The organism is Granulibacter bethesdensis (assembly GCF_001889545.1).
Taxonomy (GTDB): domain Bacteria; phylum Pseudomonadota; class Alphaproteobacteria; order Acetobacterales; family Acetobacteraceae; genus Granulibacter; species Granulibacter bethesdensis_B.
Genome location: NZ_CP018194.1, coordinates 1,534,240 through 1,547,196 on the forward strand (window position 1 = coordinate 1,534,240; position 12,957 = coordinate 1,547,196).

The 12,957-nt window shown below is 56.3% G+C and carries 16 protein-coding genes; 9 read left to right on the forward strand and 7 right to left on the reverse strand.

Translation table 11 applies throughout. From position 1 onward, the window contains the following. Positions 1-172 precede the first annotated feature (172 nt). The 5 genes from GbCGDNIH8_RS07055 to GbCGDNIH8_RS07075 all read left to right on the forward strand — a co-directional run bounded on the left by GbCGDNIH8_RS07055 (position 173) and on the right by GbCGDNIH8_RS07075 (position 3,860). Positions 173-1,123, forward strand: coding sequence for a nucleoside hydrolase (locus GbCGDNIH8_RS07055; RefSeq protein WP_072572627.1), 951 nt, complete (start codon positions 173-175; stop codon positions 1,121-1,123). Continuing rightward, positions 1,120-1,884 (forward strand): DNA-3-methyladenine glycosylase family protein, encoded by a 765-nt coding sequence (locus GbCGDNIH8_RS07060; protein ID WP_072572628.1) that lies wholly within the window; start codon positions 1,120-1,122, stop codon positions 1,882-1,884. The genes GbCGDNIH8_RS07055 and GbCGDNIH8_RS07060 overlap by 4 nt, the downstream gene beginning before the upstream one ends. Positions 1,885-1,927: 43 nt before the next feature. Continuing rightward, a complete protein-coding gene (locus GbCGDNIH8_RS07065; RefSeq protein ID WP_072572629.1) occupies positions 1,928-2,332 on the forward strand; it encodes a dihydrofolate reductase family protein in 405 nt (134 codons plus the stop codon). 65 nt (positions 2,333-2,397) lie between these two features. Beyond that, on the forward strand, positions 2,398-3,072 hold the full coding sequence (locus GbCGDNIH8_RS07070) for a hypothetical protein (protein WP_072612682.1): 675 nt from the start codon (positions 2,398-2,400) through the stop codon (positions 3,070-3,072). Continuing rightward, the gene (locus GbCGDNIH8_RS07075; protein ID WP_072572631.1) at positions 3,069-3,860 is read left to right on the forward strand and encodes a hypothetical protein; all 792 of its coding nucleotides are present in this window, start codon (positions 3,069-3,071) and stop codon (positions 3,858-3,860) included. Before GbCGDNIH8_RS07070 ends, GbCGDNIH8_RS07075 begins: the two co-directional genes overlap by 4 nt. Positions 3,861-4,142: 282 nt before the next feature. On the opposite strand, the gene GbCGDNIH8_RS07080 is transcribed toward GbCGDNIH8_RS07075, so the two are convergent. After that, entirely contained in the window at positions 4,143-4,946 is an 804-nt protein-coding gene (locus GbCGDNIH8_RS07080) for an alpha/beta fold hydrolase (RefSeq protein ID WP_072572632.1), read from the reverse strand. A 9-nt stretch (positions 4,947-4,955) separates the two neighbouring features. Next, on the reverse strand, positions 4,956-5,978 hold the full coding sequence (locus GbCGDNIH8_RS07085; RefSeq protein WP_095206436.1) for an NAD(P)H-quinone oxidoreductase: 1,023 nt from the start codon (positions 5,976-5,978) through the stop codon (positions 4,956-4,958). 135 nt (positions 5,979-6,113) lie between these two features. Between GbCGDNIH8_RS07085 and GbCGDNIH8_RS12840 the strand changes: the two genes are divergently transcribed. Both GbCGDNIH8_RS12840 and GbCGDNIH8_RS07090 read left to right on the forward strand, forming a co-directional pair. Next, positions 6,114-6,266, forward strand: a complete 153-nt coding sequence (locus GbCGDNIH8_RS12840; RefSeq protein ID WP_157692568.1) for a hypothetical protein — start codon at positions 6,114-6,116, stop codon at positions 6,264-6,266. Positions 6,267-6,281: 15 nt separating this feature from the next. Further along, positions 6,282-8,096, forward strand: coding sequence for a chloride channel protein (locus GbCGDNIH8_RS07090; protein WP_072572634.1), 1,815 nt, complete (start codon positions 6,282-6,284; stop codon positions 8,094-8,096). A 44-nt stretch (positions 8,097-8,140) separates the two neighbouring features. Here GbCGDNIH8_RS07090 and mscL read toward each other — a convergent pair whose 3' ends face one another. The 5 genes from mscL to pdxY all read right to left on the reverse strand — a co-directional run bounded on the left by mscL (position 8,141) and on the right by pdxY (position 11,866). Next, entirely contained in the window at positions 8,141-8,614 is a 474-nt protein-coding gene (gene mscL / locus GbCGDNIH8_RS07095; protein ID WP_072572635.1) for a large conductance mechanosensitive channel protein MscL, read from the reverse strand. A gap of 139 nt (positions 8,615-8,753) precedes the next feature. Next, positions 8,754-9,188: a CBS domain-containing protein gene (locus tag GbCGDNIH8_RS07100; RefSeq protein ID WP_072572636.1), complete on the reverse strand. Its 435-nt coding sequence runs from the start codon at positions 9,186-9,188 to the stop codon at positions 8,754-8,756. Between the two features lie 162 nt (positions 9,189-9,350). Then, complete coding sequence (locus tag GbCGDNIH8_RS07105; protein ID WP_072572637.1) at positions 9,351-9,980, reverse strand: glutathione S-transferase family protein; 630 nt, start codon at positions 9,978-9,980, stop codon at positions 9,351-9,353. Between the two features lie 151 nt (positions 9,981-10,131). Further along, positions 10,132-10,818: a class I SAM-dependent methyltransferase gene (locus GbCGDNIH8_RS07110; protein ID WP_072572639.1), complete on the reverse strand. Its 687-nt coding sequence runs from the start codon at positions 10,816-10,818 to the stop codon at positions 10,132-10,134. A gap of 184 nt (positions 10,819-11,002) precedes the next feature. Next, positions 11,003-11,866 carry a pyridoxal kinase PdxY gene (gene pdxY, locus GbCGDNIH8_RS07115; protein ID WP_072572640.1) on the reverse strand — a complete coding sequence of 288 codons (864 nt, stop codon included), beginning with the start codon at positions 11,864-11,866 and terminating at the stop codon, positions 11,003-11,005. A 185-nt stretch (positions 11,867-12,051) separates the two neighbouring features. On the opposite strand from pdxY, the gene GbCGDNIH8_RS07120 reads away from it, so the two are divergent. Together GbCGDNIH8_RS07120 and rpmE are read left to right on the forward strand one after the other, a co-directional pair. Further along, a complete protein-coding gene (locus GbCGDNIH8_RS07120) occupies positions 12,052-12,564 on the forward strand; it encodes a Spy/CpxP family protein refolding chaperone (RefSeq protein ID WP_072572641.1) in 513 nt (170 codons plus the stop codon). Between the two features lie 148 nt (positions 12,565-12,712). Continuing rightward, the gene (gene rpmE / locus GbCGDNIH8_RS07125; RefSeq protein WP_072572642.1) at positions 12,713-12,940 is read left to right on the forward strand and encodes a 50S ribosomal protein L31; all 228 of its coding nucleotides are present in this window, start codon (positions 12,713-12,715) and stop codon (positions 12,938-12,940) included. Positions 12,941-12,957 lie beyond the last annotated feature (17 nt).

A 12,957-nucleotide genomic window follows, 5' to 3' on the forward strand; every position in this document is an offset into this window, starting at 1 on the left:
AACGAAACGGACACCGGAACGACGGGAGGGCTGCCCCCGGCCTTCTTTGCCCGACCCGATTCCGCCGTGATATGCGACACCCTGCCGATTTTTGCAATCGAGCAACCGCAGGGCAGAGGCGGTTTTATCTCATGGACGCCTTTTAGGGGCGATAAGGGGTAGTGCTTTATAGATGGCTGATCAGAATTTCCATCCTGTTCCCGTGATTCTGGACACCGATCCCGGCACAGATGATGCTCTGGCGATTCTGTTGGCGCTTGCCTCCCCTGAGCTGGAGATGAAAGCGCTGACCGTCGTCGGGGGCAATGTCGGGTTGGAGCATACACTCCGTAATGCGCTGGCGCTGGCAGCGCTGGCAGGTGCCTCCATCCCGGTTCATCCCGGGGCAAACCAGCCCTTGATGGGGCATCATTATACAGGGGCACCTGACATTCATGGGGTTGATGGGCTGGCCGGGGTCGATATGCCAGAGCCATCCCTGTTCTCCTCCCCTCGTATGGCCTCCTCTCTTCTGGCCGCCGACGCAATCCGTGCCATTCTGCGTGACAGCGAAAAACCGGTCACACTGGTGGGGATCGGGCCGGCAACCAATCTGGCCCTGGCTCTGGCCACAGAGCCTACCCTCTGCGCCAACATAGACCAGATCGTGCTGATGACCGGCAGTGCCGGGCGAGGGAATGTCACCCCTTATGCCGAGTTCAATGCATGGAGCGATCCTGAAGCACTCTCCATCCTGATCACCAGCGGTGTATCAGTCGTGCTGGTGACGCTTGATCTGACACGGCAGGCCCGCATCACACCCGAGCGCATCACGCGCCTGCGGGAATATGGAACAGGGCGCGCCCTCGCCACGGCCTGCGATATTCTGTCCCGGGTTCCCCTGACCGAACAGGGCGGAGAGCCGCTGCATGACCCCTGCGCAATCGCATGGCTGGTTGCACCGCATCTGTTCACCACGCGCCCTGTGGATGTCTCCGTCATACACGAAGCCGGAGAAAGGCGGGGGCAGACCATGATCAGCCATGCCGGAGAAACCTCTTCAGGGCAGATCACAATGCTGGACACGATGGATGCAGAAGGGTTTTTCACTCTGCTCGGCAATCGGCTGGCACGGCTGCCATGAAGGAACAGCTCACACCGGACCATGCAGCGCCCTACCGGACAATGATGGATATGAGGACAGTGCTCTCCTGTCCGACACAGATTGAGGAAGCATGCGCGCATCTTTCACGACAGGATAAGGCACTGGCAGCCCTCATTACCCGGGTCGGCCCACCCCGCCTGACAATCTCTTCCGAACAAAGCCCCTTTGAAGCCCTGATCCGTGCCATTGCCCATCAGCAGCTTCATGCCCGTGCGGCAGAAGCGATCCTCGCCCGATTTCTGGCTCTGTTTCCACTGAACGCAAACTTCCCTTCACCGCTGGAAATTATGGCTCTGGATACGGAGACCCTGCGCCAATGCGGGTTTTCCGGCACAAAAATAATCGCCCTGCGCGGCGTGTGTGAGGCGGCACAAGCCAGTATCATTCCTGACCGCTCCGGCTGCGCCGCCCTGGATGATGAAACACTGATACAGCGGCTGACGACCCTGCGCGGCATAGGTCGCTGGACCGTGGAAATGCTGATGATTTTCACGCTCGGCCGCACCGATATCCTGCCGGTGGATGATTTTGGAGTCCGGGAGGGCTGGCGGCTCATCAAGGGGCTGGAGAGCCAGCCCAGGCCCAAAACACTGGCGGAGATCGGACAATCATGGTCTCCATGGCGCAGTCTGGCAGCATGGTATTTGTGGCGGGCATCAGATGAGGCCAAAAAGATTCTCCGTCCCCCGCCATCTGACCCGTCCGCCTCCAGAGAAAGGCTTTTCCGTGCCAAGCCATAACGAATCCTTGCCCCTCTCTCCATGGCCCGCCGAGATCCGTTCCATGTGCGCAATCGGGTCTGGCGGACAGCTCGGGCTGAACGGGGAACTGCCATGGCAGGGTGACCAGCGTCCGGCCTTCCGTGAGGATGTCCGCCGCTTCTGGGAACGCACGCTCGGACATGTCCTGATATGCGGCCCGGCGACCTATCGTACCATTCCAGCGACGGCCTTTACCGCAAGGGACATACTAGAACTCCGCTCCTCCATGCAGCCCGAGGAGGTGTTGCGTCGCTATCCGGGCCGCATCGTATATATCGGCGGCGGTATACCGGTCTGGAATGCTTATGCCCGCTTCATCCAGCACTGGGACATCACCCGACTGCCTTATGACGGACCGGCCGACCGCTATTTCGATCCGGCATGGCTTGCAACCGGAGCTCGGGCAAGAGAAACTTCACATCCATAAGGCAGGGTCATCTGCAGGCATCGCCCAAATCCGCCGACATCGGCCATTATCACGGAGCTGCCGTCATGCCGTCTCTCCGATACATCATTCCTGCTGCCCGTGCGATATGCATCACTCTGCCCGCCATTAGTGTGATGGTGACGGCCGCTCCTGCCCGTGCCCAACCCGCCACCGACAGGTCTTCGTTACCCACGTTCGCCATAACCTTTGCGGAATTCAAAACCGCATTCAACAATCAGGCACAGGCCGACCGGCCCGATCATGCTTCTGCCTCTCCATCCGGCTCACTCAAGCGGTGCAGACATATAACCAATGGCATCAGTTGCCTGATCCGGAATCGCGACGGCGATGCTCCGCCGCCGCCGATCGAACCGACCAGCCGCATCAAGCTGCCACCGGGACGAGTTCCACAGCAACTGCGTCTGGAAGCCAGACTCAACCATGATGGTCGTATCGAGACATTACGCATTCTGGGCGACCGTGCCGAGCCGACCGATCAAGCCAACTTCGTCGCGGCGGTGGAAAACGCAGCACAGGTCTGGGACAAGCAGGACGGGCTGCCTCCACAATCTGCCCTTTTCGACGAGGCGCTCGGCCTCAATCGGACGGATGAAGCCCCCGATATCGGCAAGCCCCGCATCCTGGCACGTCCCTACGCAAAGATTACCTGCATGGCCTCAGCACTTTCCGCCAATGCAGGCGTGGCCTGCACATTCGATCCTCCAGACCAGTCACCATGAACGAACGCCCCGAGTCATCCGAGCGGAAAATTCTGGGCGATATCATCGCTCTTGTACTGGACGAAAATCCGGGACAATCCGAAGCAGCCCTGATCGCCCTGAAGCGCCGGGCAGCCAGAAACAATGTTACCGGCGGGCTGCTCAAAAACCTGCTGCATGAATTACGCGGTCAGCCACCTGCCTTTCTGAATGTTGAAGTCCCCAACAGAGACTCCGCCCGACAAGACATGCTGGAACAGCAACTGAGCCGCGCCATCATGGAACGTGACTCTGCGCGGGTCCAGCTTTCCATTCAGATACAGGCTGCCAATGCCAGACGAGAAACACGGTGGCGGGACAGAGTAGTAGGAGGCATCTTCACGGCCCTGGCCGTTTCTGGTGTACTGACAGCATACGCGCTGCTTTCCCCTGTCACTCTGGATGAAGAAGAGCAGGAAAAGAACCAGAATATAGCCGTAATTGCTCCCCTTTCCCCTCCATCAAAAGCACTGCGTGACTCTCCGGCAACGGTGGAGGAAGCGGAATTCCGCGCCGGAGCCCAGGATCATCGCAGAATGCTGGCCTGGCTTCGCACTGCAAGTACAGAACAACAATCGGGAGCCCAATACTGGCTTAGTCGGCAAGGCTCCAACGGCAGCCAGTCCTGCTATATGGTAGGGGGCTCTCTGTCAGCAGGCTGGCTGAACGGATGTCTGATCGCACAGCGCAGTCTGGAGCAGGCAAACCGCAATAGCGCCACCAGCGTCGCTTACCAGCGCGGATGGCAAAGCGATGGCAGAAGCAGATAGTTCAATATCTATGGATACAGAAAAATTACGCTGACAAACCACTCCCCATCTCCGCTTGATCATCACCAGGCGAAAGGAATGGGGCACCCATCCGCATAAGAACTTTCAGCTGCCCTTTTGGTAGCGCAGGCTCGTCAAGCTGTTCTTGAACAGGATCAAACACTCAAGTGGGTGGCACCAAGGAACTGGCATATCCGCATACGAATTTTCGATCTGAGGCTGGTTCTGGTTAGTGACACTTTTGAGAATGACGCTGGGGCCCTTAAATTTATGCGGTTTTTCCTACGGGGAAAAATCGCTGCCAGCAATAAATGTTTTGATCGCGTTAACAAACTGGTCCGGCTGATCCGCATGCACCCAATGCCCGGCCGCAGGAAGAGTGACCAATTGTGCCTGAGGACATAAATCCGTTATCAGCCGGTGATCTTCAGCCTTTATATAATGTGATAAAGCCCCCGCCATAAAAAGGGCAGGCCCATTGAAACGGGTTCCCGGAAGACTGTCCCAGCCTTCTATGTCCGGCAATCCCCGGGCAATGTTCGACAGACCAATCCGCCAGACCCAATGCCGACCCGATTCATCCTCAACCGCCTCCAGCCCCTGTGTCAGGAAAGCCCGAACGCGAGGATCGGTTTCAACATCAGACAACGCATCGGCCGCCTGCATGCGTGAGGTTATAGCCGACAAATCCAGTTCCAGCATGGCCTGAGCAACCGGGCGAAAACGCGGCAAATATTGCCTCGGCGCAATATCTACGATGATCAACCCCGCAACCGCCTCCGGATGGTCCAGAGCCAGCCGCATCGCAACCTTCCCGCCCATGGAATGCCCCAGCAGGATGCAGGGAGAAGCTTCCATCCTGGTCAGGGTCTCGAACACATCCCGTGCCAGAGCGGCATACTCCATACCATCCTGATGCGGGCTGCCACCATGATTGCGCAGATCCAGCGCCAGCACGCGACGATCATGGGCAAGGTGCCGTTGGACCAGCCCGAAATTACGCGCCTGCCCCAGCAGCCCATGCAGCAGAACCAGGGGGGGGCCGGATGGATTATCAGGCGCACGCTCAATGGCGTTCAGGATCATGCTGCCGCCTCATCCATCCGTCGTGAGGATGATTTTACCAGTATGCGCCCCGCTCTCCATCAAGCGATGCGCCTCAGCTGCCTTATGAAGCGGAAAAACCGCATGGACATGCGGCCCGATCCGCCCTGCTGCCAGCAGCGGCCAGACATGCTCCTTCAATGCCCGAGCTATGGCAGCCTTTTCCTCCCGACTGCGTGGACGCAGGGTCGAGCCTGTCAGAGTCAGACGCCTGGTCATAACGCGGGCCAGATCAGCCTCCCCTTTCGTGCCCCCCTGCAACGCGATCGTCACCAGCCGTCCACCGACAGCAAGCGAGCGGATATTACCCGCCAGATACGACCCGCCGATCATATCCAGAATCACATCCACGCCCTTTTTACCCGTGAATTCCGCCACTGCATCGGCAAAATTTTCTGTCTTGTAATCAATGCTTTCCGAGGCTCCCCATGCCCGGCAGGCCGCGCATTTCTCTGCTCCGCCTGCCGTCGCATACACAGTCGCCCCCAACGTGGATGCAAGCTGGATCGCCGTACTGCCGATCCCCCCCGAACCACCATGGACCAGCAATCTCTCTCCTTTCCGCAACCCGCCGAGCATGAATACATTGGCCCAGACGGTGAAGAATGTCTCAGGTAACGCTGCCGCGCGAATGTCATCGAAGCCTTCCGGATAGGGCAGGCACTGCGTAGCGGGAACGGTGCAATATTCCGCGTAGCCTCCGCCATTTGTCAGTGCGGTGACTTTTTCACCTTGTTGCAGGGTTGTAACGCCTGCTCCAAGCGCCACGACCTCTCCCGCCACCTCCAGCCCCAGATGCGGGCTGGCGTCCGGCGGCGGCGGATACAGCCCGCTGCGCTGCATAAGGTCCGGGCGGTTGATACCTGCTGCTCTTACATGAATCAGAACCTCACCCTCGGCCGGCCCCGCTGCCGACACCGGCAAGGGAGCGCTTTCATACCGTAATGTCTCCGGGCCTCCTGCGCCATCAACCCGAATCATCGCCATTCTGTCGGGAAGTGTCATCGATTCCATGTTCCCGGCGTTATATTGTTCATCCCGTGTCGTGCCCCTATTCACCTTCCCTATCAGGAAAGCGTCTCTATGGCCCAGTCGAAGCCCATGGTATCGCTGTCCGCCTTCATTGCCTAACCGATCAGGAGATCATGCATGATATCGTCCCGCACCGGGCTGCTGGCCCTTCTGCTGCTGACCATGGCCGCATGTGGCGTTACACCCGAGAATATCAGTGGTCATGCCAGCGGACAGATCACCCCGCCTGCCGATCTGATGCATGCACCGACCGACAGGTCATCCCGCTAAGCGCACCCTGAAAGGATGCATACTCTCTTATCCCATTCCAGTCGTCACCGCCCCCTGAGTGAAAAACTGCTCCACGCACCTTATGTGCTGCGAGCACTGGTGCGGGCCGATGAAATCTGGCTGACCGTTCTGGCCGCTTTCGTCGGTTGCGCGACCGGAGGATGCGTCAGCTTTATCTACTGGCTGACGCAATGGATGCATGAGGTGATCTACGCGCTGCCCGCAGGTGGGAAACTCTCCGCAGCGCCCTTTCTGGAACCCTCCCGTGCCATGCTGGGACCAATCAGCGGCGGGGTCGTCGTCGGTCTGACTTTGCTGATGGCGCGGCATGTGTCCCGGCAGGCGACGGTAGACCCGATCGAGGCCAATGCACTGCATGGGGGTCGTATGTCGATGACCACCAGCCTTTACGTCACGCTACAGACGATTTTATCCAACGGATTCGGCGCGTCTGTCGGTCTGGAAGCGGGCTATACGCAGATTGGCTCGGCCATTGCTTCCCGTCTTGGCCGTTCCTTCCGGCTCCGCAGAAACGATCTGCGCATTCTGGTCGGATGTGGCGCGGCCGGTGCTATCGGTGCAGCCTTCAATGCTCCGCTGGCCGGTGCATTTTATGCGTTCGAGCTCGTCATTGGCATCTACTCTCTCGCCACGCTGGCCCCCGTCGTGACAGCATCGATCATGGCTGTGCTGACAGATCGCCTTCTAACGGGCGGAGCACCCGGATATCATCTGCAAATTCCCCTCTCTATCCCTGCCGGAGACTATCCCCCCATTCTGGCGCTCAGCCTTCTGGCGGCTCTGGTAGGTATTGCCCTGATGCGCGGGGTAACGCTGATGGAAGCGTTATTTACCCGCAGCCATATCCCATACTGGGGACGGCCAGCCTTTGGTGGAATAGCGCTGGGACTGATGGCCCTGATAACACCGCAAGTGCTGTCATCAGGCCATTCAGCCCTGCATATGGGCATTGACGCACCTTATACGCTGTCCAAAATCCTCATGCTGCTGGTTCTGAAAGCCATTGCCAGCGCCATTTCCATCGGCTCCGGCTTCCGGGGCGGATTGTTCTTTGCCTCCCTGTTTCTGGGGGCGATGCTAGGCAAGGCTTTTGGCGGTGTCCTTCTTGCCGTTTCCATACCATCGACACTTCCATCCACTGTCTTTGCGCTGGTCGGTATGGGCGGGCTGGCCGTCGCAGTGGTTGGTGGACCGCTGACAATGAGTTTCCTGGTGCTGGAAACCACAGGTTCCTTGCCGATAACGGTAGCGGTGCTGGCTGGAACAGTGATTTCCTCCCTGACCGTGCGGCGGATTTTTGGATATTCCTTCACCACCTGGCGCTTTCATCTGCGCGGAGAGGCAATTCGCAGTGCAGTGGATATCGGCTGGATGCGCAATCTGACCGTAGGCCGGATGATGCGCAAGGACATACGCACTGTCTGCGCCACCATGACACTCGAAAAATTCAGACGTGACTACCCGCTTGGGTCATCACATAGCATGATCGTCGTTGATGAGCAGAACCGCTATCTTGGTATGATTTTGCTGGCTGAAGCCCATGCCAGTGAAACAGAAGCTGCCTGCACCGGTGACCTGCTGCATTTTACACACACTGTTCTGACGCCGGATATGACGGTGAAAAAGGCGATCGAAACCTTTGAACAAGCCGAAGCGGATAGTCTGGCGGTGGTGGAACGGTCAGAGACATCCGACAGCAACAGCCCCGGCATAGTGCTGGGGCTGCTGACAGAAGCCTACGCCCTGCGGCGATACAGTGAGGAACTCGATCAGAGACGGCGGGAACTGTCCGGTGGCGTCACGCTGTAAAACGCTTCCGCCATTATCAGGGCAGGCAAATAAAAAATGTGACATCAGGGATTCTGGCGCCGGGCCAGAAGATCACGGATTTCAATCAGCAATGCCTCCGTCGGTGTCGGCACGACTTCTTTGGCAGGTTCTTCTGCCTGCTTCGCCTTGAAGCTGGACAGAGCCTTTACCAGCCAAAAAATTGCGAAACTGACGATAAGGAAATTGATGCAGTAATTAAGGAAGACGCCGACATTCAACGTCACGGCACCCAGCTTCTGCGCCTCCGCCAGAGTGGCCGCATGCTCGCCCTTCAGCGTAATAAAAATATTACTGAAGTCGATTCCACCGACCAGTAAGCCGATCAGAGGCATCAGCATGTCTTTCACAAGGCTGTTGACGATCCCTGTGAAAGCGGCACCAATAATGATACCGACCGCAAGATCGACAACGTTCCCCCGCATGATGAAAGCCTGAAACTCCTCAACCCAGGCCGGTTTTTTTGCCAGACCGGATGGAAGATTGAGCGGTGATGCCATGCGTAAAACCCCTTCATTTCTGTATTTGCGGTACCAGGAAGGGTGGAGTGATCAGAACCGGTCAGGCAAGAGTTCATGAGATGCGAAAAGCAATCCTCACGAAAACGCTATCGCTTTCCGTTCCGATGTTCTCGTCATCTCACACCGATCCGGCGACATAGGCGCGCAAACTGTCGACTTCATGCTCCTGCTGGTTGATGCGAGCCGCGACAACGTCACCGATGCTGACAATGCCGACAAGGCGACCTTCTTCGACAACCGGAAGGTGGCGGAACCGACCTGTCGTCATTGTCTCCATGGCCGCCTCAACAGTCATGTCCGAGGAAGCCGTACGAATACCGCGTGTCATCATCTGATCCGCCGTCAGTTCCAGTGCTTTGGCACCGTGATTGGCCATAGCCCTCACCAGATCACGCTCACTGACGATGCCGCGTATCTCGCCCTCCGCATCCAGAACGGGAACGGCACCGATCCTCTTGTCGCTCAGCAGGCGAGCAATGGCAGCAAATTCCGCCTTTGCCCCGACTGTTTCGACTGCATGCCCCTTATTTTTCAGAATAGTCCCAATCAGCATGATAACGCCCTCCGCTGCATAAGTGTTGTCTTGACTGCCATCCTTGCATGATCAGAACCTGAGGGACGCCTCAGACCTAATCTTGTTAAAAAATAATGGCAGATTATGAAACAATAATGCAAATATAAATCACAGGAGGAACGTTTAATGCGTCGTCCGCCATCAGGATGCGGTGGCGATGAAGCTTTTCCGGCTGGAAATATGCCTCCACCATTCCCCGATGGGGCCACTGCTGAGAAATTCCTCCCGGTGTGGTGATTTCTCGATATAGGCCAGAATCGGGGCCAGAAATAAGTCAGCCAGACTGATGGATTCACCGGCCAGATACGAGCTGCTACCCTTGATCCCGGCCAAAACGGAGAGAACCATGTGGCTCTTCGCGATGGCCTGACGATGCGCCTCGTCATTTTTTCCGCCGATCAGTTCGGGGAAGAAATAATAACCGGACACACCGACCAATGGATTATATCCATAAGAATCGATAATATTAATCACCATGTCCATACGGGCACGGTCTTTCAGATCCTCCGGTATCAGGGATGGACCGGGCAGAACGGCGTTCAGATAGCGTGTTATGGCTTCGGTCTCGATCACCCGGAATCCATCAACATCGACCACCGGAACCTTGCCGAACGGATGCCGCTCCAGATGCTCGGGCTGCCTCGGTTCCCATTTCAAGACGTTCACCGGCACCTGCTCATAATCGGAGATGTTTTTCTCAACGAAAAGCATTTTGACGGTTCGCACATAGGTCGAACCATCAAAACCCCACAGCACTATTCTGGCCGCCATAGCGTCGTTCCTCACCTGTCAAAACCGGTATCCCGGGTATCAATCTTTACAAAGTATCAGACGCATAAAAGATCATTGACAGAGTGTGTTTTTTCGATGACCGCCGGTCTGTAACCCTTCATTTTGTTCAGAGATTACGAATAACTGATTATTATTCAGGTTTGCGGGCCATAAAGACAAGCTGTTGAGTTCGTAAAACCTGCTCCTGATATATGTTCTTTAATACATCTGGAATAGGATAGTCATCATAGGTCCGATGCTCACGAATTATCTCAAACCCTACAGCACGTGCTGCTTCAAGTAACTGTGCATCAGTGGCCCGATTGAGTGTGTTATAGACATCCGTAAGTTCTTTATGTAATGCTTCATTATCAATCGTAGCAAGGCGCAGCTTCTCGCGGAATTTATCCTCCTGCATACTCAGATGAGCCCACGGAGTGGGTATCCAAGGTTCAAAATGGGAACCAAAAGCAGAATAGTAAAGTGGCGTTGTCTGTAGAAACATCAGCCCGCCAGGCCGCAAAACATCAAAAATATTCTCCAAACATGGTTGGATCAGGTCTTGATGTACATGCTCAAATACAGACCAACTATAAACAAAATCAAATGTACCCAATTCTCTCAGTCGCTGCCCTGGCGTGACTTCGACGAACTCAAGATTAGCCGGCAAGCTTTCAATCCCAAGCTGCTCACGTGCGAGAGGAAGGGTGCGAGCCAGTTCATGAGCCTGTATTTCTATCGCAACCAATCTGTCCGGAGCGTGTCTGAGAGCAATACCAAGTGCCGTCGTTCCTTCCCCACACCCGAATTCAAGAACATTTTTTCTGGAATCCCCCAAATTCTGAAAGCCAATTTTCTATTGTATCAGAAACGTTAATGAGTTTTGCACGATATACAGGATCTGAAATATTATTGATCAAATCGACCACCATCAAAACAAATTTTTTCTAATTCTAATATCTAATTCTAATATAAGATGTTTGAAAATTTTGTCTATTATATTTTTATATTTTCATGTTGCATTAATTAATTCTCTGTGCGGAAAAGTGCGTGGTCGGTGTCAGAAACTCCTGACGGGCCGCGACAGTCAGTATCTCGGCGCTCCTAGCCTCTGCGGTCCGCTTCAGCAAGCCGTAAACAGAGGAAGCTGCTTTCTCCAGAGCCTGCCGGGCGTCCCCGGTGTCCAGACGATGGAACAGGAACAAGGCCGCGATCGCATCTCCTGCACCATTGATGCTGACTGGCAGCAGCGGGGTGCGCAGCAGATGAAACCGACCATCCTCATAGACCAGCATATCCAGCGATCCTGACGGTGTCTCCGCCACATGCAGGCTGGTGACCAGAATGATGCGTGGCCCCTGCCGGATCATACTCTCCGCCAGTGTTTTCACTGCCGCACGCGCATCGGCCAATGTGCGGCAGGGATGGCCGGTCAGCCATTCCAGTTCGAACTGGTTGGGGGTCAGAATATTGGCGGCCGGGACCGCCCTGTCCCGAAACAGTTCCGGCAGACCGGGACGCACGAAAATACCCCGGCCCATATCGCCGATCACCGGATCACAACAGTAAAGGGAATTCAGATTGGCCGCACGAACAGATGCCACTGCATCCAGAATGGCACCGCCAATCGCATCGGACCCCATATAACCGGACAGGACGGCATCACAGCGCGACAGAACGCCACGATCGGCGATGCCCTTCATCAAAGCGGAAATATCGTCACCACTGAAAACCTGTCCGGTCCAGTCACCATACCCGGTGTGATTGGAGAACTGGACCGTGTTCATGGCCCATACCTCCGCACCCAGCAATTGCAGCGGAAAAACCGCACTCGCATTGCCGACATGACCGTAACAAACCCAGGACTGGATCGAGAGAATATTCATGCTCCCGGTTGTAAACGTAACCACAGGGAATTGTCAGCCTGCATGCCCCAGCCCTTGTTCAGCCAGATCATGGTCCCAATCATGGCCCCAATCATGGCACGCATTGCCTCATCCCTGCCCTGTTTCGGCCACATCTGCCTGCTCCGATCCCCGCACCAAAGGACCAGCCGTAAGGATCAAGCATCATGGACCTTCTGATGACCCGACGCTCACGCGCTGCCTGGGGTTTTCTCGGGATGTTGAGCGCCTCCCCGGCCCTTGCCGCGCAGGATTCTCATGCTCGCGATGAAACACCGCCTTCACTGGCCAGCCAGCCGGCCACACCGCAGGCACCATCTTCGGTCACTCATGCTTCCAGCCGTGTAGAACGTCAGATACAGAGGCTCTATAAAGCTCTTGCCATTACGCCAGCCCAACAGCAGCCATGGGAAAATTTCACCCGTGTCCTGCGCAGCAATGCCGCAGCCACCGATCAGGCCTATGCGGAAGCCGCCAGACCGGAGGCCGGAGCCAATGCTCTGACACGCTTTCAGGCCTACAGACAGGTTCAGACAGTGCAGGCCGATAATCTGCGCCGGCTGGAGCCGGTCTTTACCGCACTGTATCAGGCACTCTCCCCGGCCCAGCAAAAAACAGCAGATCGGTTGTTTGAACAGCGAACCAAAGCTGCCATGCGCTCTTTCCCTGCTCATCAATGATCCTGCTTCAGGGCCACAAAACCTTGCTGCATGGCTCAATTACCGGCCACGCGCAGAACGGTGATTGCATTGAAGGGAAAGGGCTTGCTATACGCCCGCCTTCAATGCGCCCGGTCGGCATCGGGCTGCCTCGCAAGGAGATAACCCGATGAAGAGCGGTATCCACCCGGAATACCATGAGATCAACGTGATCATGACCGATGGCACGGAGTTCAAGACCCGTTCCTGCTATGGCAAGCCCGGCGAAACGCTGCGTCTGGACATTGATCCCAAATCCCACCCGGCATGGACCGGCGTTCAGCGTATGCTCGACACCGGGGGACAGGTTGCAAAGTTCAACAAGAAGTTCGCCGGTATCGGCACGCGCCGCAAATAAGCGACGAAGGTTTTCGA

Bases quoted from the DNA above. Each gene is read 5' to 3' on its own strand.
- GbCGDNIH8_RS07055 (WP_072572627.1), top strand. From the start codon at position 173: ATGGCTGATCAGAATTTCCATCCTGTTCCCGTGATTCTGGACACCGAT.
- GbCGDNIH8_RS07060 (WP_072572628.1), top strand. From the start codon at position 1,120: ATGAAGGAACAGCTCACACCGGACCATGCAGCGCCCTACCGGACAATG.
- GbCGDNIH8_RS07065 (WP_072572629.1), top strand. From the start codon at position 1,928: ATGTGCGCAATCGGGTCTGGCGGACAGCTCGGGCTGAACGGGGAACTG.
- GbCGDNIH8_RS07070 (WP_072612682.1), top strand. From the start codon at position 2,398: ATGCCGTCTCTCCGATACATCATTCCTGCTGCCCGTGCGATATGCATC.
- GbCGDNIH8_RS07075 (WP_072572631.1), top strand. From the start codon at position 3,069: ATGAACGAACGCCCCGAGTCATCCGAGCGGAAAATTCTGGGCGATATC.
- GbCGDNIH8_RS07080 (WP_072572632.1), bottom strand. From the start codon at position 4,946: ATGATCCTGAACGCCATTGAGCGTGCGCCTGATAATCCATCCGGCCCC.
- GbCGDNIH8_RS07085 (WP_095206436.1), bottom strand. From the start codon at position 5,978: ATGGAATCGATGACACTTCCCGACAGAATGGCGATGATTCGGGTTGAT.
- GbCGDNIH8_RS12840 (WP_157692568.1), top strand. From the start codon at position 6,114: ATGATATCGTCCCGCACCGGGCTGCTGGCCCTTCTGCTGCTGACCATG.
- GbCGDNIH8_RS07090 (WP_072572634.1), top strand. From the start codon at position 6,282: ATGCATACTCTCTTATCCCATTCCAGTCGTCACCGCCCCCTGAGTGAA.
- mscL (WP_072572635.1), bottom strand. From the start codon at position 8,614: ATGGCATCACCGCTCAATCTTCCATCCGGTCTGGCAAAAAAACCGGCC.
- GbCGDNIH8_RS07100 (WP_072572636.1), bottom strand. From the start codon at position 9,188: ATGCTGATTGGGACTATTCTGAAAAATAAGGGGCATGCAGTCGAAACA.
- GbCGDNIH8_RS07105 (WP_072572637.1), bottom strand. From the start codon at position 9,980: ATGGCGGCCAGAATAGTGCTGTGGGGTTTTGATGGTTCGACCTATGTG.
- pdxY (WP_072572640.1), bottom strand. From the start codon at position 11,866: ATGAATATTCTCTCGATCCAGTCCTGGGTTTGTTACGGTCATGTCGGC.
- GbCGDNIH8_RS07120 (WP_072572641.1), top strand. From the start codon at position 12,052: ATGGACCTTCTGATGACCCGACGCTCACGCGCTGCCTGGGGTTTTCTC.
- rpmE (WP_072572642.1), top strand. From the start codon at position 12,713: ATGAAGAGCGGTATCCACCCGGAATACCATGAGATCAACGTGATCATG.